The sequence below is a fragment of the Arthrobacter ramosus genome, assembly GCF_039535095.1.
GTDB classification, from domain to species: Bacteria; Actinomycetota; Actinomycetes; order Actinomycetales; family Micrococcaceae; genus Arthrobacter; species Arthrobacter ramosus.
Genome location: NZ_BAAAWN010000001.1, coordinates 4983052 through 5005092 on the forward strand (window position 1 = coordinate 4983052; position 22041 = coordinate 5005092).

Genomic DNA, 22041 nt, shown 5'->3' on the forward strand with positions numbered 1-22041 from the left:
ACTACCACTCCAAAGTTTCAAACGGGTGTATCGGACCCAATTTCGCTCGGTCAACCCAGAAGGGCGCGGGTGTGGTCGTTGAGGAATATTCCGCGCGGATCGAACTCGCGCCGTACTTGGATAAAGGTGTCCAACTCCGGGTAGAGGCGTTCCAAACGGCTCCTCGTCATGAAATGGATCTTTCCCCAGTGCGCACGTGGCTCGAAGTCCTGCAGCACCGAATCGGCATCACGGAAGAACTGCCAGTAGTCGGTCCCGGGTTCGGTAGTCAGGGTGATCACTGTGGTGTCGCGTCCCGGGAACTGGGACATGTAGCCTTCGTCGGCCTTCACCCAGCGAACCTCTACGGGGTATTTCTGGTCAGGGTGCTTGGTGCGGATCAGGTCCTGGACGGCCTCAACGGCGGACAGTCCAACCTCGTTCGGCACAAAGTACTCGAGTTCATGGAACGGCGTGGTGAATCCGCCCGGGTAAATACGGTACGAACGGTCCAGCCGGGCACCTTCCGTACCCGAAATTTGCTCGTCCTGGATCTGCGCGATGTTGTAGCGCTTGGTGTAGCTGCGGTTTGCCATGCTCAGGCCTGGCGCGCCCGGGAGGTCCAGGAGCTCGCACGAGCCTTCCTCCGGGCACCAGAGGAACGAGTAATGCCTGTTCGCGTCGATGTCGGACTGCCAGGTTGCGGTGGTCTCGTCCCAAGTGGGATACGTGATTTGTTCTTGCAAGTAGTAGCGGTCCTCAACGGCCAACTCCACCTCGAGGAAAATCCCGAGCGTACCCAAAGCCACCTGTGCGGCCCTGAGTTCGCGGAGCTGCCCCTCGCCGATTTCGACGATCTCGCCGTAACCATTGATCAGCTTCACCCAACGGAGGCTTGACGAGAAGCTCCCCAGATCCTTCCCGGAGCCGTGGGTGCTGGTTGAGAGTGCGCCCGCAATCTGCTGCTTGTCAATGTCGCCTTGGTTGGCCAGCGCGAGGCCTTGCTCCCACAACGGATCGCCGAAGGCATTGATGGTGGTGCCGGCAAGGGCTCTGGCACGACGCCGGACAGGGTCGGTTCCGGTGATCCCCGATAGTGCGGACATGTCCATCAGGACGCCCCCGGTCTGGACCAGCGGCGAGGATGAATGCCCTGAGCCGACCGCCCGCACGGGCAAGCCTTCGCGGATCGCGAAACGAACGGCGTCGAGCGCTTCTTGTTCAGTGCGCGGCCGGACGGTGAAGGCCGGCGTGGCGCTCTGGTTCCCGCCCCAATTGGTCCAGGTGACGTCTGTTCCGAAAGGGGCCGGCGGGGTGGCTGAGCGTGCCGAGGATGATGTGTGGGGAAGGTGCGCGGTGGTCATTGCTAAGCTCCGTTGCTTGTCTGAAGGCTCATGCGCCGTGGTTGATCATGAGGTGCTTGGTGCGGGAGTAATCGTCCAGGGCGTAAAGCGAGAGGTCCCGGCCGTAGCCGGATCCCTTGAATCCGCCCCACGGTACCTCGCAAGCCAGCACCAAGTGTGAATTGACCCAGACGGTGCCGAAGTCGAGTTGCTTTGGAACGCTCAACGAGAGGCTTGAATCCCGGGTCCATACCGAGGCAGATAGTCCATAAGGGCTCTCATTCGCCCGTGTGATGGCCTCTTCGGTGGAACTGAAAGTCTCGACCGTGACCACGGGCCCAAAGATCTCGTGGGTGGCAACATGCGCCCCGGCCGGGACGTTGCCGATGACCGTGGGTTCGATGAAGTAACCCGGGCCTTCCAACGCAGAACCGCCGATGGCCATGTGCAGGCCAGCAGCTTTTGCCTCGGCCAGCGATTCCTTGACGCGTTCGAAGTGTGGGCGGGAAATCATGGGTCCGATTTCCACGTCGTCCCCTGCCCCCGGAGCGCCGACCACTAGGGTGCTGACTTCGCGCACCAAGTGTTCCGTGAACTCGGCAGCCACCGACTCGTGCACAAGTACGCGGCATGCAGCGCCACAGTCCTGGCCGGCATTCCAGTACCCGGCGTTTCGCACGCCGGCGGCGGCAGCACGGAGGTCGGCGTCGGCAAACACAACAACCGGAGCCTTGCCGCCGAGTTCGAGATGGACGCGCTTGACCGATTTGGCCGCAGTCTCCGCCACGGCCTGTCCGCTAACGACACTCCCTGTCAAGGCGACGAGGGCAACGTCAGGGTGTTCGGAAATCCGCTGTCCGACGGTCCGGCCCTGTCCCGTCACGACATTGAGGATTCCGTCCGGAATGCGTCCGGCGAGGAGTTCCGCAAGCTTGAGCGTCGAGAGTGGTGTCTGCTCGGACGGCTTGAGGACGATGCTGTTTCCGGCGGCCAGGATAGGCGCGATCTTCCAGGCAGCCATCAGCAGCGGGTAGTTCCACGGGGTGATGACGCCGACGACGCCCACGGGCTCCCTGAGGATCACCGAGGTGTGCCCGGTTGCATAGTCCCCGCCAGCCATGGACGTCAGCGTACGGGACGCTCCGGCCATGAAACGGAAAGTATCAATAGTGCTGGAGACATCGTCCTCGGCAACGGTTCGCGGCTTGCCGGTGTTGGCGGACTCGATGATTTCGAAGGCTTCACGATTGGCTTCGATGATGTTGGCGATCAGGTTCAACACCTCGGAGCGTTCCTTCGGGGTCGTGGCGCCCCAGGACTTCTGGGCCGCCACCGCGGCTTCAACAGCAGCATCGACGTCGGCAGCTGTGCCGGCCAGCACGGACGCGATGACCTGCTCAGTGGTGGGGTCTACGACGTCGATGAGGTGGGTGGAAGAGCCCGGAACAAACGATCCGCCAATAAAGTGCCCGCCGGGAGGCAGAGGCAGTGGCAAGATGCCCGGGGCGTTGTGGGCCGCAGGGGAGTTGTTGTCTTCGCTGACGCGACGGACGGTGAACTGTTCGGTGTCGATGAGTGTCATGATTTTGCCTTTGTTTTCTGGCGCCGGTCGTGGCGTCGGGAGTTTATGGGAAGTACGGGCCCAAGCCCGCGGTGCGTTAGACCAATTCGCTTGCGAGTGCGGGGGCCTGAAGCGGGGTGGCCTCGGTCTTCTTCCGGAAGGTGCGTGCCGCGACGTAGTAGAGCGGAGCAACTACCACGAGTCCGACAATCCAGGAGAGGTCTACGCCGCCCATGGCTGCCGCGACGGGTCCGGTGTAGATCGCTGTTGCCGAGAACGGAAGCTGGACCAGGGCACCTGCCACGTAGGAACCGATGGCGACCCAGTTGAAGCGGCCGTACACTCCGCCGTCGCGTTTGAAGAAGTCCTCAACCCTGTAATCGCCGTGCCGGAGGAGGTAGTAGTCCACCAGGTTGATGGCTGTCCAGGGAACCAGGACGTACATCAGGAAGGAGAGGAAGTTGGTGTAGAAGAGGATGAAGTTGTCGCGTGCGAACAGAGAGATCAGGAGTGCGAATGTAAAGAGGATGATTGCCGCAACGCTTCGGGTCTTGGCGCGAGGCAACCAGTTCGGCTTGAACGTCTGCCCAATAGTGAGGCTGCACAGGACGCCGCAGTAGAGATTCATGGCGTTCGACGCTGCAACGCCGAGGCAGAAGATTCCCACGACTGCCAGTGTCCATGGCTGGAGCAACGCTCCCATGCTGCCGACGATTTCGACGTTGCCGGCGTCTGCGCCCATCGTGACCGCGAGGGTTCCCACCAAGGCACCCAGGATCATCGGGAAGAGGGTCCCTAGGACGCAGCCTGAGTAGGAGGCCCAGAACGCCGGGCCCGAGCCGGTGCCTTGCGGCATGTAGCGGGAGTAGTCCGAGACGTAGGGAGCGTAGGCGAGTTGCCACAAGGCGGATACGGAGACGGTGGCCATGAAGCCAACCCAGTTGAAGTTTCCCTGGTACAGGAAAGTGGCAGGCAGCCCGTGGACGAACATGATCCAGACGAAGGCCAGCAGCAGCGCCAAACCAGCCACGATGCTGAGGAAGCGTGCGTAGGCGTGGATGAGCCGGTAGCCGAAAATCGTGGCAACAACGCTCACGACGCCGATGATGATGATGCCTGCGTCAACACTGATGTCCGGGCTGACCGCGGCCATTGCTTCGCCGCCAAAGACCAGGTTCGCGGCGAAGAATCCGACGTACATGATCACCACGATGACCACGATCAGCAGCGCCCCGAAGGAGCCGAACTGGCCGCGGGTCTGGATCATCTGTGCCACGCCCAATTGCGGTCCCTGGGCGGAGTGGAGCGCCATGAAGATGGCGCCGATGACGTTGCCAAGGATGATTCCCACGGTGGCGGGCACAAAGCTGAGCCCGAACACCGTGGTGGCGAGTCCGCCGGTCACGATGGTCATGATCATGATGTTGGAACCGAACCAGATGGTGAAGAGGTCCCGCGCCTTTCCGTGGCGTTCGTTCAACGGGATGGGTTGAATGGTCTTGTCTTCGAGCCGGGGCACTTCGGTGACTGCGGCGGGATTGCTTCGGGTGTTCATGATGCGGTCCAGGAGGCTGCTTGCAATTCGCGGACGGCGTTGGCGGAGGCTTTGCCGCGGTTCACCATCAGCGCGAGGAGGTCGAAGACGAGGGTGGCCGCGGCCAGCGTGGTGATGTCTGCGTGGTCGTAGGCCGGAGCGACCTCGACGACGTCTGCTCCGACGATGTTGATGCCGTTCAGGCCGCGGAGCAGGGCCAGAAGTTCGCGCGAGTGGAGCCCGCCCATCTCCGGGGTGCCGGTGCCCGGCGCGTAGGCCGGATCCAGGACGTCGATGTCGATGGAGACGTACACCGGGGTGTCGCCGAGCCGCTCCTTGACCTGTGCGATGGCCGCCGGAACGCCTATGACGTCCAGGTCCGAGCAGCGGATGATCTGGAATCCGAATTCGTGGTCGCGGAGGAAATCGTTGCGATCGTAGACCGGCCCGCGGATGCCGACGTGCATGGACCTGTCTTCCACGAGGAGGCCTTCCTCGAAAGCCCGCCGGAAGATGGTTCCGTGGGTGACCGGCTGGTCGAAGTAGGTGTCCCAGGTGTCCAGGTGGGCGTCGAAGTGCAGCAACGCGACCGGTCCGTGGACCTTGTTCAGGGCCCTGAGCATCGGGAGGGCGATGGTGTGGTCGCCACCGATCGAGATGAGCTTCTTGTCCTCACCGATCAGGGGCAGTGCCTGCTCCTCGATTTCGCGGACGGCCCGGGCGATGTCGTAGGGGGTGTAGGCGATGTCGCCGGCGTCGACAACCTGGACTTCGTTGACGGGCTCGACGTCCAGTTCGGGATGGTAGCCGGGACGCAGCAGCCGGGAGGCTTCGCGGACTGCGGCAGGACCGAACCGGGCGCCTGGCCGGAAGGACGTTCCGCCGTCGAACGGTACGCCGACGATCGCAATGTCGTAGTCCGGAACGCGGTCGATTTGGGGGAGCCGGGCGAAAGTGCCGAGGCCTGCATACCGGGGGACTTTTGTAGCGTCGACGGGGCCGATGGGCTTGTGCGTTGTCATTCCGGTGTCCTTTGTTCAGTGCTGCTGTTCAGTGCTGCCGGGCGGCGATGCCGCAGCGTTCGGTGTTGGGATGGGGGTGCTCGCCTTTGAGCGGGAAGTAGGTAATCCAATTCTTAGTGGCGTGCATCACGGCGTATAGCGGTCGATTGACTACAAATGGACGAGGCTCTTATACATTTGTCTAAGGGTCCTGAGTTGGCCCGAAACCAACGCGCTGGGAGCATATTTCATGGCGATTACTGTGGCTGAGCTCGTGGCGGAACCTCAGCTCGGACTCACGCTTTTGGCCGGATCCGCGGGCAGGGACAACCGGATCACGTGGGCACACACTTCCGACCTGCCGAGGCTGTGGGAATGGGTCACCGGCGGCGAACTGATGATGACCAACGGCCTGTCCATCCCGGCCGACGCCCAAGGCCAAGTAGCGCTCGCCGAGGCGCTCGTCGATGCAGGTGCCAGTGCCCTTGCCATCGGGGAAAAGATGCATGCCCCTGAGCTGTTGCCGGAGTTCCTCGCGGCATGCGAACAGTTGCCGCTGCCGCTGATCAGCGTTCCGTATCCATTGCCCTTCATCGCTATCGCGCGAGCGGTAGCTGAGGCCTCCTTGCTGGAGGAATCGCGGCGCTTGCGTCAGACCGCCCGGGTCTATGACCTGCTCCGTACGGCGGGAACATCCGAGGACCATTGGCAGGGCCTTCTCCAAAGCCTTGAGGCCGAGCTCGATGCGGATCTGTTCGTTGTGGACCGGCGCTGCCTTCATCCCTGGCATCCGGATGGTGAGCCGCTGCCGGACTTCCTGCAGGCGGAATTGGCCCCCCTGACAGGGCATATACCCATGACCGGGAAGAAGTTCCAATGGCATCGGCTGCGGGACCGGCACGTGTTGATGATGGACATCCCCACCCACGCCAATGCGGTGCTGGTGGTGCTGCCGAAAAGCGATCCGCACCCTGACGCCGTCGTGCTTCTGCATGCGGCGACGGTGCTGGGGTTGGAACTCTCGCGAACGGCCCTGTCTCTGGAGGGCCGGCACCGCCTGGCGGGCGAATTCCTCCTGCAGGCGTTCGATGGACGCCTGGGGATCGCTGAACTGGAGATCAGGCTCACCGCTTTTGAGATTTCGGCGCAGAATTTCGTGGTGGTTTCGATAGGGGCCGACGACGGCGAGCGGCTGGCGAACATGCACGTCGAACTGTGGCGCCACGGACTTCAGGCCGCTTGCCTGCGGCGTCTAAATACACTTCATGTGGCGGTATCCGCGGCAGTGACCGATGACGTTTTGATCCATTGCGCGGGGCCCGAGGTCCGGATTGGCATCAGCTCGCCTACGTCTGCCGGGGGAGTCCAACGTGCACTGCAGGAATCGCTGTGGGCGCTCGGTTCAGCGAAAGGCAATGCCGTAAACCTGTCCCGTTACGCCGAGGGTCCCTCGTGGCTGGGGCTCACGAGTTTCGAGGAGGGGACGGCGTTGGTTCAGCGGCTGCTCGGCCCGATCTTCACGTATGAACAGAGCGAGGAAGGCGATCTCATCGTGACTTTGAAGACCTACTTGGACACCCAGAGGTCGTGGCAAAAGACCGCCGCGGCGCTCTTCGCCCATCGCCAAACCATCATCTACCGCATCCGGAAAATCAGCGAGTTGACGGGGCTCGACATGACCGAAACGTCTACGTTGGCCCAGCTCTGGTTTGCGCTCCAGATTCATGAGGCGATGCATCAGTAGACCCCGGCCCCGGGGAGGTGGCTGTCGTTGTCCGCCCCGGGCATCCGCGCGGATGGACACGTCTGCGGCATCCTGGTCCGCCTGGAGCTCTTCCTGGAACCTCGCGTAGCGGGCCAGGCGGGCTGGACGGCGGCGCAGGAAACCGCCATGGGCGGGCTCGCCGTCAACGTCGTCGAATGCCGACGCCCGGGGTTTACCATTCAACGGAAGGCGGTCGGGCAGCCTGGAGCCGCCCGACGTAAGCTCATAACGGATGCCAGTGCCGCCGTCGGGCAGTATTAGTTGAGCAGTACGCCGCTCAAGAGAAGCAAGCAGAGGCAGGCAATCCATTGAACGCCCTGGCAGAGATGTTCAGGATCGGTCCCGGCAACAAGGACCATCACCCGGCTGTGCGCTGCGCTGTGGGCGTCTTCCTGCCATTGATCACCCTCGTTTTGTTCGGACGCCTGGACCTCGTGGTTTTCGCCAGCTTTGCTGCGTTCACCAACATCTTTGGCCGCAACGAGCCCCACAGCCACCGTTTTCGAAGCCAACTCCGGGCCGGTTCGCTGCTGCTTGGCATCATCCTGCTCGCCACCCTGACGGCCAGGGTTGGACAGGGCTCGGACGTGTACGTGTGGATCCTCACGCTCGGCACCACCTTGGTTGCTGCATTTTGCTCCGTGGTGACTGCGCTGTGGCGGCTTCGCCCGGCAGGTTCCCTCTTCCATATTTTCGCTTTCGCCGCGATCGCGTCCGTGCCTCAGCAGCCGCCGCTCTGGGAAGGGATGTTGGCCGCCGTTTTGACTGCGGTGCTGGCGTTGCTGATCGGAATGTCGGCACGGGTGGTCCCGAGCCACCGGACGCCCTGGAAGCGACCGCCGTCGGACCGGTTATTGCCGCAGGAAGTCCGGGCAGCGTGGCTGGAAGGCTTGGGCTACTTCGTGGCTGCCGGGCTGGCCGGAACGCTGGCTACCTTGGCCGGGCAATGGCTCGGGTTCGGACACAGCTATTGGGCCATGGTGGCGGCAGTGGTTCCCTTGGTGGGCCGCAGTACCCGGCATCGGGTGCAACGGGGAATCCAGAGGATCGTTGGGACCCTGCTCGGTTTGCTGGTGTTGGCCGGAATCCTGTGGCTCGGCCCGGCGCCCTGGCAGATGGTGTTGGTAATTGCCTTATGCCAGTTCGGGGCCGAGCTCTTCATTGCGCGCCAATATCTTGTGGCACAGATATTTGTCACGCCACTGGCTCTCATTTCCACTCTGCTGGTCGCCAACGTCCCGCCCGGGCTGTTGCTGCGGGACCGCATCGTCGAGACCGTGATCGGGGCCGCCGTCGGCGTCGCGGTGGTATTGGCGCCCGCGGCATGGTCCCGGTTCCGGGAACTCGCGCCCGGCTAGGCGTTTCCCAATTGCCAACCGTGTGGGACCTTATGTAAGGGGACTTATTATTTCCACATGCCCCAATCAGCATATTCACCGGGAGAACGTGCCATGCTTCCTACAGATTCCACTTGGACCACCATCGACCGAATCCAGAACCTGATCCTGGAGAGTGCCGACTTCGAGGACTTCCTCAACGAGCTCGCGCGGTTTTCTGCCCACCAGGTGGCGGGCAACGGCGATGATGCCCTCTGCGGGATCACGCTGCTGCGCGAGCGGAAGGCACTCACGATTGGTTGGAGCAGTGACGCGGCCCGCGAAGTGGACGAGATTCAGTATTCCTTGGCCCAGGGGCCATGTTTGACGGCCGCCGAAGAAGATCGGGAAGTCCACGTCCCGGATCTTCTTGAGGAGAACCGTTGGGGCCCCGACTATGCGGCTGCCGTTGCGTCGCACGGCCTGAGGTCGGTGTTGTCGTTGCCTTTCAACCTTGAGGGAGAGGCCAAAGCAGCGCTCAACCTGTACTCCGAGGCTGCGCACAAGTTCGACGAAAGGGCCGCAGACAGGGCCCGCGGATACACCCGTGAGGTATCCCAGGCCCTGCGTCTTGCCATCAGGATCGCCCTCCATGCGGACAGCGCAAAGAATCTCCGGGCGGCGATGGAGTCCCGCACGGCCATTGACATCGCCGTTGGAATTGTCATGGCACAGAGCCGCTGCAGCCAGGAGGACGCGGTCCGGATCCTGACGGAGACCTCGAGCAATCGCAACGTGAAATTGCGCGATATCGCCAAGTCCTTGGTGGATTCCGTTGACTCAGCGGGCACCCTGACCCACTTCGAAGAGCCGGTCCAGGAGCCGGGCCGCAGCCGGGCGGGGTGAGTCCGGCCCCCTGATGGGTCAGCGCACGGGGTGTAATGCCTTCGAGGGCCCATGCTGTGCCATTTCGCGCAGCAGACCAGAGCCGTCAGTGTGCTTCGGATTCTTCCGTATAGACGCGTGCCGCGTAGTCTTCCAAGGCCTGTGCGCATTTGGCCAGGGCGTTGTCTACTTCGTTCGAGCCGGGTGCCTGGAAGGTGTCGCGAGCCCGTATTTTGGCGAGCCAGTTGATGAGCTTGGTGTGGTCGACCTCGTTTTCTTCGAGTTCGGCGTACGTGAAGTGCTGGGCGTTGTGTTCCTTCTCGATTCCTGCAAGGAAATCGGTGCAGCGGTCGATGATCTCCTCGTATTCGTCGGTGCGGGCCTTTTGGTAGAGGTTCAGTACGTGAGATTCTCCGGCAAGGACCGTGGAGGACATGAGGACGGCTGTTCCAGACATTTGCAGGATTTCATGGCGGAGCTTCTGAAGGGCACGTTCGGCTGCGGGCGCCTTGGGGAGGGCTGCGATCGAGTTTTGCAGGTAGACGGCGCCCAGTCCTTTCAGACGACGCCACACTGTCGCGCGTAGCCGGGTGGGTTCGGAGGGGACACGGTAGACCAAGATCAGCCATTCGGCCGCCCCGGCCGCATCCGGACCGTCTGTCGATTCGGGAGGGCACATCTTCGGATTGTATCCGGAGCATGACTGACTACCCTCCGGACGGACTCCCGGGTGCCTGTCAGCTGGCGAAGCGTTTAGCAGCCTTAACCCCTCGTTCACCAAAGCACGACGCTGTGTTAGCCCTCTGAAGTCACGATCATTACGGCATCAAGCTAACGGCCGTTAGCTTTGTCTTCCAACGGCGCATATTCCGAAGAGAGCACCCTGTGATGAAACTGAAGAACAAATCCGCGATGATTGCGGTTACTGCCATGGCAGCTGGCGCGGCCCTGACTTTGTCCGCGTGCGGGGGCCAGGCGGCTGGAACCGCGGTTGGCCAAGCTTCCTCAACGGCGACTGGTGCCGCAGGCTCCGACCAGGCGCCTTTCGTCCTCTATTCGGCGATGGGGTACGACGCCCCCGTGGTGAAGGCCTTCACCGCTGCGACCGGTATTCAGGTCAAGCTGGTGGATGACAGCACGGGACCGCTTTTGACGAAGATCGCCGCTGAGAAGAACAACCCTCAGTGGACCGCTTTCTGGGCCGACGGCGACACGGCCTTCGCTTCCCTGGACCAGCAGGGCCAGTTGCTTCCCTACACTCCTGCCGCCCCGTACACCCCGGCCGGACAGTCTGTAGTGCCCGGGGACCACAGCTACATCCCCACCGGCGTGACGACGGTCCCGGCGGTGATTTACAACGCTGCGAAAACCAGTGCGGTGCCCACCAGCTTGGCCGACCTCTCCGGGTCCGAGTACACGGGCAAGGTGGGAATGAACGATCCCTCCCAGTCAGGTCCGACTTATCCGCTGATCGCCGGGGTAATGAACCAACTGGGCGGAGTTGACCAGGGAAAGAAAATGTTCTCGGACCTGAAGTCCAACGGCATGAAGGTTTACCCCACCAACGGAGACACCCTGCATGCCCTGGAAACCGGGCAGATCCAGTACGGCATGATCCAAAGCTCGGCGGCCCTGGCTGAAGTTCTCAAGGTCAAGCCGACTGCAGACTTTCAGCCCAAGGTTGCCAGTCTCTCAGCCTCGACCCTGCTTCCCGGCGTCTTCGGCATAGACAAGAACGCGCCGGCCACGGCCCAGGAGCAGGCGAAAAAGTTCGCGGATTTCGTTCTTTCTCCGGCCGGTCAGGAGGCCATGAAGAACGGCAACCCCGACGGTGACTCGTTGTTCTGGCCCATCATTTCCGGAATCACTCCGGCTGCCGGGGTTCCGTCGTTCCCCGCCGGGTACCAGCACATCGACCCCTTCGCATGGGGCCCGCGGCAGGCCGACATTGTCAGCTGGTTTGACTCGAACATCAAATAGATGACCGAGCAGCTAAGGCAACCGGTTCCGCCCTTCAAGGCGGGACCGGGTGCCGTTCCCGTAGCCGGGACTGGGGTTCCCGGTCTCGCGTCTGCCGGGTCCTCGCGTCGGTGGCGTTCGCCGGAGGGCCGCAAGACGTGGTCCGTCAGGTTCTCGCCCGTTCTGGCGTTCTGGCTCGCTATTGTCATGGTCCTGATTCTGCCTATCGGCGCTTTCCTGCTCGCTGCTTTCAGCCCCCGTCTGCTCGGTCAGGGCGATGAATGGTTTACCCTCTCAGCCTTCAGTGCCGCATTCAAAGGCACACTGCTTCAGGCGCTGGCTGATTCGACCGCCTTGGGACTGGTTGCGGCGGCCGTGGCCGTGGGAGTCAGCCTTGCTCTGGCGTGGCTCGTTGTCCGCACTGACGCCCCGGGACGGAAAATCTGGACGGGTGCTGTCTTTGCCCTGCTGTTGACACCCTCCTACCTGCTGTCCATGGGCTGGCAGCGCCTGCTCGAACCCTCCGGAGTCCTGGCCGTGGCCGGCATCGATTGCTCCTGGGCGCGCGACATCTACTACGGCCCCGTCGGTATCGCCCTTATCCTCAGCATCAAGGGGATCCCGTTCGGTTTCCTGGCTATCTCCGCCGCCATGCGCGGGTTGGGCAGCGAGTTCGACGATGCCGTCCGGGTCCACGGCGGCACCTTCATCGATTCGCTGCGCGTGACAGTCTCGCTTCTGGGGCCGGCCGTCTGGGCCGCTCTTGCCATCGTTTTCGCCGAGTCGGTCAGTGACTACGGAGTGGCCTCCACGCTGTCCAGCACTTCGCACTTCCCTGTGGCGACGTACGCGATCTTCGACGCCGTGGAAGCGTTCCCGGTGCGATTTCCGGTTGCTGCGGCTGTCAGCTGGATGCTGTTGGGCCTGATCGCGGTAGCCCTGCTGCTCCAGTCCATGGCGTTGAAGGGACGCAGCTACCGCGTGCTGGGCGGCCGGAGCCGGTCCGGGCGTACGTTGAGCCTTACGCGCCCGTGGAAAGCGGCGGCCGGAGGGTTCCTGACTGTTCTGATCCTCATCGCACTGGGTGTTCCGGCCTTCGGCGCCGTGTCGGCGTCGATGATTGATGGTCTGGGATCGCTGCAAAGCGACCACCCCCTTTCCCTGACCAACTACGACCACGCCCTCCACAGCCCGAACCTTCTCGGACCGCTGGTCTTTTCCACCCAGATGGCTCTGATCACCGCCACCGCGGCCGCGGTGCTTGCGTTGCTGTGCGCCAGAATGTTGGCGGCTCGCTCACTCACCGTCAGTGCCAAGGTGCTGGACTTCATCCTGCTGGCAGCCATCGCTCTTCCCGGCATCGTCTTCGCCGCCGGGTATATCTTCACCTACAACCTTCCCGTGACGGCCGCACTGAATATTCATCTTTACGGCACGGCGTCGCTGCTCGTACTCGCCTACGTTGCCTCGGCGCTTCCTTCCACCACCCGCCTTCTGGCAGGAAGCATGAGCCAGCTGCAGGAATCGATGCGTGAGGCCTCCCGTGCACACGGCAGCGGACCGGTATGGACCTGGCTTTCCGTCGTTCTTCCGGTGTTGGCCCGGCCTATCCTCTCGGCCTGGCTGCTGACCTTCTCGGGAACGATCCTTGAGCTGCCCATTTCCCAGCTCCTGTATCCGCCGGGTTCTCCGCCGGTGGCGGTAGGGATCAATCAGGCCTTGGGCACGTACGACTTCGGCGGCGGAACGGCCGTGGAGGTTCTCGCCGTCGCGTTTTCGCTGGCCGTCATAGGACTGGCTTCGCTCATATTCCGATTGGCCACCCCTGCCGGGTGGCGAAAGACAGGACCACAATCATGATCACCACGGTCTTCGGACGCAACAGCCCCCGTACTGCCGTGCCCCCGGCGAACCCGGACGGCCCCGCAGAACACCCGGGGATGTCAGGGGGTCTCATTGAGGTCAAAGGAGCCGCCAAGTCCTACGGCAGCACGCCCGCTCTGACCGGGGTTGATCTCAGGATCGAGCCGGGCCGGTTCGCGGTTCTGCTCGGACCGTCGGGATCGGGCAAATCAACGCTCCTGCGGTCTATCGCGGGCATTGAGCGGCTCGACAGCGGAAGCATTTCCCTGAACGGAACAACCGTCAGCAGCGCGAGCATGAACGTGCCCCCGGAACGGAGGGATCTGGGCATGGTCTTCCAGGACTACGCCCTCTGGCCGCATATGACGGTGGCACAGAATGTTGGCTACGCGCTGCGGCGCCGCAAACTGCGCTCGGCCGCGGCAACCATGCTGATCACGGAAATGCTCGAACGGGTCGGGCTCACGGGTAAAGCCTCCAGCTATCCACCCGAACTCTCCGGAGGCCAGCAGCAGCGCGTTTCCTTGGCGAGGGCCCTTGTTGGACGTCCGTCGCTGATCCTCTTTGACGAACCACTGTCGAATCTTGACGCCGATCTGCGTGAGCGGCTGCGGCTGGAAATATCCACGCTCACCCGCGAGACGGGAGCGTCCGCCCTCTACATCACCCACGACCAAAGTGAGGCATTCGCGCTGGCCGACGAGATCGGGGTGTTGCGAGAAGGCACCCTGGAACAATACGGGCGGCCCGAGGAGATTTATAACAACCCGGCGACCCCGTTCGTCGCCCGGTTCACCGGCGTGGGAGGGACCCTCGCAGGGATCGTCACCCAGGGCCACGGCGACAGGGTCACCGTCCGGCTCGGAGACTCCGAAGTGTACTGCCGCCCCGCCGGGAACCTGAAGCCCGGAGACGAAGCCATCGTCCAAGTCCGGCCTGCGGCGACCCGACTCAGCCTTCCCGAACATTCCCGCCCCGGCCAGGCACCGAACCACGCGTCCCTTCCGGGATCCGCCGGCACACTGGCCGGGCGCGTCCTTGACGTCGCTTACCGGGGGCGGACCTATGACCACGTGGTGGAAGGTCCCTGGGGGCGGCTCACCTCAGTGTCTGCCCCGGCGGGACTTCCGCGCGGCGCCGACTGCCTCGTCACGGTGGACCCGGAAGCCGCGATCGCGTTCGGGACCACGCCGGGCGCGCACTAGCCAAGCTCAGCGAATTTTTGTCACGACAGTCCACCACTGAAAGAGAACACCCTTGAATACCACCGCGTTGCTCCTATCCGTCTTCCTGGCCTGTCTGGTCGAAGCCGTGGAAGCCACCACCATCGTTCTGGCGGCGGGAACGGCCCGCGACTGGCGCTCGGCCCTTACCGGAGTCGGCGCAGGCCTAGTAGTGCTGGCCGCCGTCATCATCGTCTTCGGCCCCGCGATTGCCCTGATTCCCATGGATGTCCTTCGCCTGGTCGTCGGCGGATTGCTCCTCATTTTCGGGCTGCAGTGGATGCGCAAGGCCATCCTCCGCGCCAGCGGCCACAAAGCCCTCCATGACGAGGACGAGATCTATCAGCGTGAAGTCGCAGCGGCACAATCCGCGTCCGAGGAGTCGCGCCTCGGAGTCAGCGACTGGTACGCCTTCACCCTTTCCTTCAAAGGCGTCCTGCTCGAAGGACTAGAAGTCGCGTTTATCGTGGTCACCTTCGGCAATATCCAGGGCCAACTCAGCCTCGCCGCCTGGACTGCGGTCGCGGCCGTCGTTCTCGTGGCCATCGCCGGCATCGTTGTGCGCGGGCCTCTCTCACGGGTACCCGAGAACACCATGAAGTTCATCGTCGGCATCATGCTGACAGGCTTCGGCATCTTCTGGGGTGCCGAGGGTGCCGGCGCCGTTTGGCCTGCCGCCGACCTCTCCCTGCTTGTCATCATCCCCGCCCTGGCCGTGATCGCACTTGCAATAGTCGCTGTCCTTCGACGCCATCCGTCGGTGGCCTCGACCGCTGCCACCTCTGAACCAAGCGAATTCGCGATGGGATTCGCCGGCAATCTTCCCGATTCGCAAACGATTGAGCCTTCCGCGCAAGAAACCGATCCCGGTGTGCACGCCCGCTCGGTGGCCGTCGACACGGCCCCCGATGCGCCCCGCGAACCGTCGGCTGGCAACTCCCTGAAAAAGTTTGGCCTGTTCTGGTACGACTTCATTGTCGGTGACGACTGGAGGGTAGCCCTGGCGATCGTCGCATCCTTCGCCCTCACCGCCGCACTGAACACCGCGGGGGGCAACGGAACCTGGTGGATAGTCCCGGCCGTCGCAGTCCTGACCCTGCCCATGGCGCTCTCCCGAATCGTCCGCAGGCCCTGACCTGGTGACCAAGGATCTGTCCTGGCCTGGACAACCCGCCGATCAGGACAGATCCCTCCACCGGCACCTATGCCGAACGCCGGAAGGCTGAACTCTGAAGTCGTCGCGGGGTGTACAAGTCACGGTTCCAGAGGATAGGCTTTTCAAGGTTGAGCCGCCGGCCATAGACACCTCTTTTGGAGTACCTATGGACCGTAGATTGCACGCCCTCGTAAAATTCGATGTTTCCACCGACGCAGTCGAAATCGACGTGCGGGGGAGCCTGAATCAAGATTCGAGGCCCGCGCTCGTTCACATCGTTCGCCGGATTCGGCGAATGGGCGTCACCTCACACATCAGGGTGGGCTTTTCCCACGCCGCAATTGTCGAATCGCAGGCCCTGGCGGGACTCCGCAACGACCTCAACGCGATCGACGGCGGAACCACGGAAGTGGGCCTCGCCAAGGGATCCGGAGTTTCCCTGGAATTCACGGACAAGCCTGCAAGTCTCCTGTTCGGGACCGCAACGGGATCGAAATCGGTCGAGATCACGGGCGAATTCGGAGCCTCGATCGATGCGGCGGGATTCCAACCGCTGGACAAGTGCTCGGATGAAGAACTTCTTGCTGCCAGTGATTTCGCCTTTGGCCTGCTGGACCAGCCCGGCACCTCTGCCTCTCCGGTAGTGCTGGCGCACTACGACGCGATCGGCTTGGAGATCTCGCGGCGGGAAACAAAGGACGCCACGGCGGATCCCGCTGAGCCGAAGTAAGCTTGAGCCCACCATTCAATGGAATTCGTGGAAGTGGTGAAGCGCAATGGCCAACTCGGCATCCGGTGATTCCGTGGTGGATCGCATCGTCCGGATCATCGAATCCTTCCCCGAAGGCTCTAGTTCCCTGCGGCTTTCCGAACTCGCCGAGACCGCCGGCTTGCCGCTCACAAGCGCCCATCGCCTGGTCAGGCAGCTCGCCGAACATGGACTCCTGGAACTCGGAGTTGGCGGAAATGTGGGCCTGGGCCTGCGGTTGTGGGAGCTGGTCAATCGGAATTCACCCACCCTGGCCCTCCGGCAAGCGGCACTCCCGTTCATGGAAGACATCCAGCAGGTCCTGAACCAGAACGTGAACCTTGCCGTGCTCGACGGTTGGGAGGCGTTGTTCGTGGAGCGGCTGTCCCGCCGGGGATCCGTCGCCAACCGCGCCCGCGTTGCCGGCCGCATGCCGGTTCACATCTCCTCGGCCGGGTTGGCGTTGATGGCCAGCCAACCGCGGGAACTGCAGGCCGAGTACCTCAAGCAGTTCAGCGACCCCGCCGGAAAGGTGACGGCCGACGTCGTCCGCCACCTTTTGGCCGAAACCGTCCAGCAAGGGTACGCGCAGCTGGCCGGCGTGGTGGATCCGGACACATGGGGCATCGCGGTGCCGGTCACGGACGGCAAGCGGCGTACGGTAGCTGCGCTCGGCGTCGTGGTTCCCCTCGCCGAAATGCGCCTGCAGGCGTTGGTGCCCGCCCTGCAGACGGCGGCCCGCGGCATCGCTCGCCAGCTCGGGGATCAGCGAAACGCCTAAGTGTTTCCGTTGAACGGAATTCATATAACACCGACCATGCGGTGGGGGTCACACTGATCAACAGAACCCACCGCAGCCGCTCAGGCGCGGTTCCGCAATGAAGCGAGGCACACCATGGCACGTAAGATCATCACCACCCAAGTGGCCATCATGGGCGCAGGCCCGGCCGGCCTCATGCTTTCCCACCTGCTGGCGAAGTCGGGGATCGAATCCACCGTCGTAGAGGTCCGCAGCCATCAGCAGATCGCCGAAACTGTCCGTGCGGGCATCCTGGAACACGGCTCCGTGAACCTGCTCGTGGAAAGCGGCGTTTCCGACCGCGTGCTGCGCGACGGCGACAGGCATGACGGGATCGAACTGCGCTTCAACGGCGAAAGCCACCGGATCGACTTCAAGGAGCTCGTGGGGGAGTCGGTGTGGCTCTACCCGCAGACCGACGTCTTCCTCGACCTCGCCGCACGGCGCAACGACGACGGCGGCGACGTCCGGTACAGCGTCACGGACACCACCGTCCACGACCTCGAAGGCAAACCGAAAGTGTGGTTCACCGACGCCGAGGGCCAGGAATTCGAAATCCAAGCGGAGTTCCTCGTGGGTGCCGATGGTTCCCGCAGCCACTGCCGCTTCCAGATCCCCGAGTCCAACCGCAAGTGGTACTTCCACGAATACCCTTTCGCCTGGTTCGGCATCCTCGCCCAAGCCCCGCGCAGTTCGGACGAACTGATCTACGCCAATTCCGAGAACGGCTTCGCCCTGATCAGCCAACGCACGGAGAATGTGCAACGCATGTACTTCCAGTGCGACCCCAAGGAAAACGTGGCCGACTGGGACGACGAGCGCATCTGGTCCGAATTCCGCAAGCGCGTCAACGGGAACGGCTTTGAGCTCGAGGAGGGGCCGGTCCTTGAGAAGATGGTCCTGCCGTTCCGCAGCTTCGTCCACACCCCGATGCGCCACGGAAACCTGTTCCTCGCCGGCGACGCCGCCCACACCGTCCCGCCGACGGGTGCCAAGGGCCTCAATTTGGCTCTGCACGACGTCAAGGTGCTCTTCGAAGGCCTCGAATCCTTCTACTCAAACGGTTCCACAGGCTTGCTCGAGTCCTACAGCGACCGCGCCCTGGAACGCGTCTGGAAGGCCCAGCACTTCTCCTACTGGATGACGTCCATGCTGCACACCGTTCCCGGTTCGGACGATTTCGGCCGTGCCCGGCAGCTCGGCGAACTCCATTCCGTGGTCTCCTCCCGGCACGCGCGGGCCTACCTTGCGGAGTCGTACACGGGGTGGCCCGTTCGCGGAGGCCTGGCGACACCCTGAATGCCTGGCGCGGCGAGTATTCGCGTGTCGTCAGGCATTCTCCGTGTCGGCGAGAAATTCGCGCGTCGGCCGGTACCGGATGCCCCAACTGGCTTCCCAGACCGCGCCGGGTTCCAGCCAGCGAAGGCCTTCGCCGCTGTTGAAGGCATCGGCCGGCGCCGTCATCGGTTCAAGCGCGACGGCGGTGACCATTCCGCCGTCGGTGGCGAACTCCGTGGTGGTGAAGGCTTGGACGTAGCCGAAGGAGGCATCCATAAAAAGCTGCACTTGGCTGCCATCGGGCGCCTCGAGATAGTGCAGGGAGCTTCCATCGTCCTCGCGACGGACATCGCCCCAGGCATCGTCGAGGTCAACAGCGCCAACCAGCTGTCCCGTGCGGAAATCGTTCCCGGTACCGCTGACGTCCGTGGTGATTCCGCTCGGGTTCAGGCGTTCATCCACCTCGATGTGGGTATCGGCGTTGATGTAAAGCGTGAGTTCTTCCGTTGGCACGCTGCCCAGTCTGAGGAAAGGATGCGCACCGAGCGCGACCGGCGCGGATCGGGATCCGGTATTTTCCAGGCGGTGCGTGACAAATAGGCCGTCCTCCACGAGCTGATAACGGACCGACGTCGACAGCTCGAAGGGGTATCCCGGCTGTGGTGAGACACTGGCGTCGAGCGTCATGCTGTCAGCGGTGTGGGCACTGACCCCGTAGGGAGTGTGAGTCAGCAATCCGTGCAAGGCATTGCCGTTGTCCGGTTCGGTGATGTCCAGTTGCTGGGCGACGCCGTCGTAGCTCCACGTGCCGCCAGCCACCCGATTGGGCCACGGAACGAGGACCCAGCCCGCGCACCACGGTGGTTGGGCATCGGCGGGATAGTCCTGGACCAGGGCGACGCCGTCGACGTCGAGCTCCCGCAAGCTCGCGGCGACTTCCGTCACCACAACGCGCTGGTGGTGGCCGCCGATGCTGGCCGTGAGTTCAAAGTGTTCGCCCATGGGCGATGCCGCGCGGTGCCGCGGTTCCCGAATAAGCGAGGGTTCCTGATTGGGCGAGGGCGCCTGATTCAGCATGGTCGGCCTGACTAAGGAGTAGGGATAGGGAAAGCGCCGGCGGGGTCCGCCAGGAACTGCGCGAAGGCCAGCTCCGCGGCTCCGATCATCATCAGATCCGAGCCGAGGGCAGCCCGGTAGATCTTTACCTGGCCTGCCGGTCCGTCCATCGCCTGGGATCGGAGCAAGCTGTCCAGTGTCCCTGGAGACAATGCGTGCAAGACGCCGAGGAAACCATCCAGGACGATCGCTTCCGGGTTGAAAGTGTTCACCGCATTCCGCAAGGCGATGCCAAGGTACTCGAGCTGGCGAGCTACTTCCGCGCCAACGGTTTCGCTGCTGTTCGCGCGAAGCGCTTGCTCGAGTTGACCCGCGTCGCCGCCACCCAACCCGGCGAGTTCGAAAAGCGATGACTGGGAGACTTCGGTTTCAAGGCAGCCCGTGGCTCCGCAGTGGCAAGGTTTGCCGGACGAGCGGACAAACGTGTGTCCAAGTTCCCCGGCGTAGCCGGATGTTCCGCGAAGCAACTCCCCGTCGGCGATGATCCCGCCGCCGATGCCGCTGGCGCCGCCGTTGAGGAAGATCAGGTTCTTCTGGCCGGCGCCGACCCCGAAAAGGAGCTCGCCCTCAGCGCCAAGCGATGCGTCGTTGGCCGCGTGGCAGGGGTATCCGGTGGCCTCGCCGAGCATGCGGGCCACGGGCTCATCGCGCCAGCCCAGGTGCGGGGCGTGCCGGACCACGCCGTCGTCGCGGTTGACGAGCCCGGGCACTGCGATGCCCACGCCCATGACCCGGTACGAAGTGTCGAGCTCGGACCGCATTCCGGCAATCACTGCGGCGGCGATGTTCACGGCTTCTTTGGCCGTCGGTATCCGCTCGGTGTCGAAACGGATCTTCTTCTGGACCTTCCCCCCAAGGCCGACAAGGCCGATGGTGACGGCATCGATCTCCGGGTTGACCGCAAGGGCGGCTATGGATGGCCGCGGATGGACGATCGGGCTGGGCCTGCCCACCTGGGCTTCACCGGAAGGCGCCGTCTCGTAGACCACTTCCAAGTTCACGAGTTGCCCTATCAGCGTCCCTACCGTGGACCGGTTCAGGCCAGTCCGCTTGGTCAGCTGCGCGCGGCTGAGACCACCGTTGTGATGGACAAGGGAGGTCAGCAGTGCCAGGTTGTTTCGCCGCGACGGATCGGGCTCGCTGGCGGTGACGGGATTTGGGGTGGGGGAGGGCATCATCGCGACAATATCAGCTCCCAAACACCGTTCGGTCCAGGAAGTCGTTGCGGAACTTTCCGGAAGGGTCCAGGCGCTCAGCCAGGGCGATGAAGTCGCCGAAGCGCGGGTACAAAGGCGCGACGGCGGCGGCACCGGCGTCGAACAGCTTGCCCCAGTGCGGCCTCGCCGCGAACGGAGCCAGTTCCGCCTCTAGCAGCGGCAGGATGGCTTCGACCGCGGGCTGGTCCTGGCGCCAGGTGAAGTGCAAGCCGATGCCGTCTCGGCCGTAGTTGGCACTGAGCCAGAGCTCGTCGGCAGCCACCGTGCGGATTTCGCCAATCAGCAGCAGTGGCGTCACGACGTCGGAGAGCCTGCGCATGGTGCGGAGGGCGTCCACGGCGTGTTCGCGGGGGATGAGGTACTCGCTCTGCAGTTCGTCGCCTTGGCTCGGAGTGAATTCCATCCTGAAATGGGCCAGCCGGTCGGACCACGGCCCGGCAAGGCCGAGCTGCTGCGTGCAGTTACTGCCTGACACGCCGGGAAGGGGGTGCCGGGCTTCCGTTGCCGGGGTGCCGCCGAAGAAATCTGAAGTTTCCGGTGCGGGATCGCCGCTGCGCCGCTTGAGCCACGCTTGGCCCACTGTCTCTCCGCTCCAATCAGTAAAGAGGCTGACGCTATACGCAGAGGAGGTTATCCGGTCGAAATTTTCCAGGACGAGGTCCCAGTTGAGATTTTCGAAGACGCTCTGGGCGACGTCGAAGCTTGGCTGGATGTCCAGGGTCAGTTTGGTGACGATGCCCAGCGCGCCGAGCCCCACCACCATGCCCTCGAAATCCTCGTCGCCGCGGCGCGCGCTGAGAATACTTCCGCCCGCCGTGACCAGTTCGAGGCCCGCGACGGCGGTGGCCAGGTTGCCGTTCGCGTCACCGGACCCATGCGTGGCGGTGGCGACAGCTCCTGCCACCGAAATGTGGGGGAGCGATGCGAGGTTGTGGAGGGCGAAGCCCTGGCGCTGGAGCTCTGCCGCGAGCGTTCCGTACCGCGTACCACCGCTCACGGTGACGGTCATGTTGGCCGCATCCACATTGATGCCAGGATCCAGCTGGTCCAGCACTACGAGTGTGCCGGCCGTGTCCGCGATGGAGTTGAAGGAATGGCGGGACCCGAGCGCGCGGATCTTCTTGGCGCCTGCCACGAGCCCTTGGAGCTCCTCCACGCTGGCGGGATGGGCGAGCTGCGGTGCCTGGTAGCTGTAGTTTCCTGCCCAGTTGCGTTCCGCCACCAGCTGATCAGTCACGGTGAATCCTTCGTTCGAGAGCCTCGCGGCCTATTTGATGTCCACAACAACATAACGTCTG

General features: G+C 63.4%; 19 protein-coding genes. 11 read left to right on the plus strand and 8 right to left on the minus strand.

Features of this window, described 5'->3' with window-relative positions; all coding sequences use genetic code 11:
* Positions 1-50 precede the first annotated feature (50 nt).
* From ABD742_RS22980 to speB, 4 genes are all read right to left on the minus strand, one after another.
* A complete protein-coding gene (locus tag ABD742_RS22980) occupies positions 51-1343 on the minus strand; it encodes a D-arabinono-1,4-lactone oxidase (protein ID WP_234751629.1) in 1293 nt (430 codons plus the stop codon).
* Between the two features lie 28 nt (positions 1344-1371).
* A complete protein-coding gene (locus ABD742_RS22985) occupies positions 1372-2904 on the minus strand; it encodes an aldehyde dehydrogenase family protein (RefSeq protein ID WP_234751630.1) in 1533 nt (510 codons plus the stop codon).
* A 76-nt stretch (positions 2905-2980) separates the two neighbouring features.
* Positions 2981-4438: a purine-cytosine permease family protein gene (locus tag ABD742_RS22990; RefSeq protein WP_234751631.1), complete on the minus strand. Its 1458-nt coding sequence runs from the start codon at positions 4436-4438 to the stop codon at positions 2981-2983.
* Positions 4435-5439, minus strand: coding sequence for an agmatinase (gene speB / locus ABD742_RS22995; RefSeq protein ID WP_234751632.1), 1005 nt, complete (start codon positions 5437-5439; stop codon positions 4435-4437). Before speB ends, ABD742_RS22990 begins: the two co-directional genes overlap by 4 nt.
* Positions 5440-5668: 229 nt before the next feature.
* On the opposite strand from speB, the gene ABD742_RS23000 reads away from it, so the two are divergent.
* The 4 genes from ABD742_RS23000 to ABD742_RS23015 all read left to right on the plus strand — a co-directional run bounded on the left by ABD742_RS23000 (position 5669) and on the right by ABD742_RS23015 (position 9405).
* Positions 5669-7162 carry a PucR family transcriptional regulator gene (locus tag ABD742_RS23000; RefSeq protein ID WP_234751633.1) on the plus strand — a complete coding sequence of 498 codons (1494 nt, stop codon included), beginning with the start codon at positions 5669-5671 and terminating at the stop codon, positions 7160-7162.
* Between the two features lie 27 nt (positions 7163-7189).
* On the plus strand, positions 7190-7444 hold the full coding sequence (locus ABD742_RS23005) for a hypothetical protein (protein ID WP_234751634.1): 255 nt from the start codon (positions 7190-7192) through the stop codon (positions 7442-7444).
* Positions 7445-7491: 47 nt separating this feature from the next.
* The gene (locus ABD742_RS23010) at positions 7492-8541 is read left to right on the plus strand and encodes an FUSC family protein (protein ID WP_234751635.1); all 1050 of its coding nucleotides are present in this window, start codon (positions 7492-7494) and stop codon (positions 8539-8541) included.
* 93 nt (positions 8542-8634) lie between these two features.
* Positions 8635-9405 (plus strand): GAF and ANTAR domain-containing protein, encoded by a 771-nt coding sequence (locus ABD742_RS23015; protein ID WP_234751882.1) that lies wholly within the window; start codon positions 8635-8637, stop codon positions 9403-9405.
* Positions 9406-9490: 85 nt separating this feature from the next.
* On the opposite strand, the gene ABD742_RS23020 is transcribed toward ABD742_RS23015, so the two are convergent.
* Positions 9491-10063, minus strand: a complete 573-nt coding sequence (locus tag ABD742_RS23020; protein WP_234751636.1) for a Chromate resistance protein ChrB — start codon at positions 10061-10063, stop codon at positions 9491-9493.
* Between the two features lie 209 nt (positions 10064-10272).
* Between ABD742_RS23020 and ABD742_RS23025 the strand changes: the two genes are divergently transcribed.
* The 7 genes from ABD742_RS23025 (at position 10273) to ABD742_RS23055 (ending at position 18431) form a co-directional block, all read left to right on the plus strand.
* Entirely contained in the window at positions 10273-11364 is a 1092-nt protein-coding gene (locus ABD742_RS23025) for an ABC transporter substrate-binding protein (RefSeq protein WP_344789159.1), read from the plus strand.
* Entirely contained in the window at positions 11365-13203 is a 1839-nt protein-coding gene (locus ABD742_RS23030; protein WP_234751638.1) for an ABC transporter permease, read from the plus strand.
* Positions 13200-14411, plus strand: a complete 1212-nt coding sequence (locus ABD742_RS23035; protein ID WP_234751639.1) for an ABC transporter ATP-binding protein — start codon at positions 13200-13202, stop codon at positions 14409-14411. The genes ABD742_RS23030 and ABD742_RS23035 overlap by 4 nt, the downstream gene beginning before the upstream one ends.
* A gap of 52 nt (positions 14412-14463) precedes the next feature.
* Complete coding sequence (locus tag ABD742_RS23040; RefSeq protein ID WP_234751640.1) at positions 14464-15564, plus strand: COG4280 domain-containing protein; 1101 nt, start codon at positions 14464-14466, stop codon at positions 15562-15564.
* Positions 15565-15751: 187 nt separating this feature from the next.
* Positions 15752-16315, plus strand: a complete 564-nt coding sequence (locus ABD742_RS23045; RefSeq protein ID WP_234751641.1) for a hypothetical protein — start codon at positions 15752-15754, stop codon at positions 16313-16315.
* Positions 16316-16361: 46 nt separating this feature from the next.
* Entirely contained in the window at positions 16362-17114 is a 753-nt protein-coding gene (locus ABD742_RS23050) for an IclR family transcriptional regulator (protein ID WP_234751642.1), read from the plus strand.
* A 114-nt stretch (positions 17115-17228) separates the two neighbouring features.
* Positions 17229-18431: a 4-hydroxybenzoate 3-monooxygenase gene (locus tag ABD742_RS23055; protein ID WP_234751643.1), complete on the plus strand. Its 1203-nt coding sequence runs from the start codon at positions 17229-17231 to the stop codon at positions 18429-18431.
* A gap of 30 nt (positions 18432-18461) precedes the next feature.
* On the opposite strand, the gene ABD742_RS23060 is transcribed toward ABD742_RS23055, so the two are convergent.
* The 3 genes from ABD742_RS23060 to ABD742_RS23070 form a co-directional block, all read right to left on the minus strand.
* Complete coding sequence (locus ABD742_RS23060; RefSeq protein WP_234751644.1) at positions 18462-19412, minus strand: aldose 1-epimerase family protein; 951 nt, start codon at positions 19410-19412, stop codon at positions 18462-18464.
* 86 nt (positions 19413-19498) lie between these two features.
* The gene (locus ABD742_RS23065; RefSeq protein ID WP_344789162.1) at positions 19499-20725 is read right to left on the minus strand and encodes an ROK family transcriptional regulator; all 1227 of its coding nucleotides are present in this window, start codon (positions 20723-20725) and stop codon (positions 19499-19501) included.
* Positions 20715-21980 carry an FAD-binding protein gene (locus ABD742_RS23070; protein WP_234751646.1) on the minus strand — a complete coding sequence of 422 codons (1266 nt, stop codon included), beginning with the start codon at positions 21978-21980 and terminating at the stop codon, positions 20715-20717. Before ABD742_RS23070 ends, ABD742_RS23065 begins: the two co-directional genes overlap by 11 nt.
* Positions 21981-22041 lie beyond the last annotated feature (61 nt).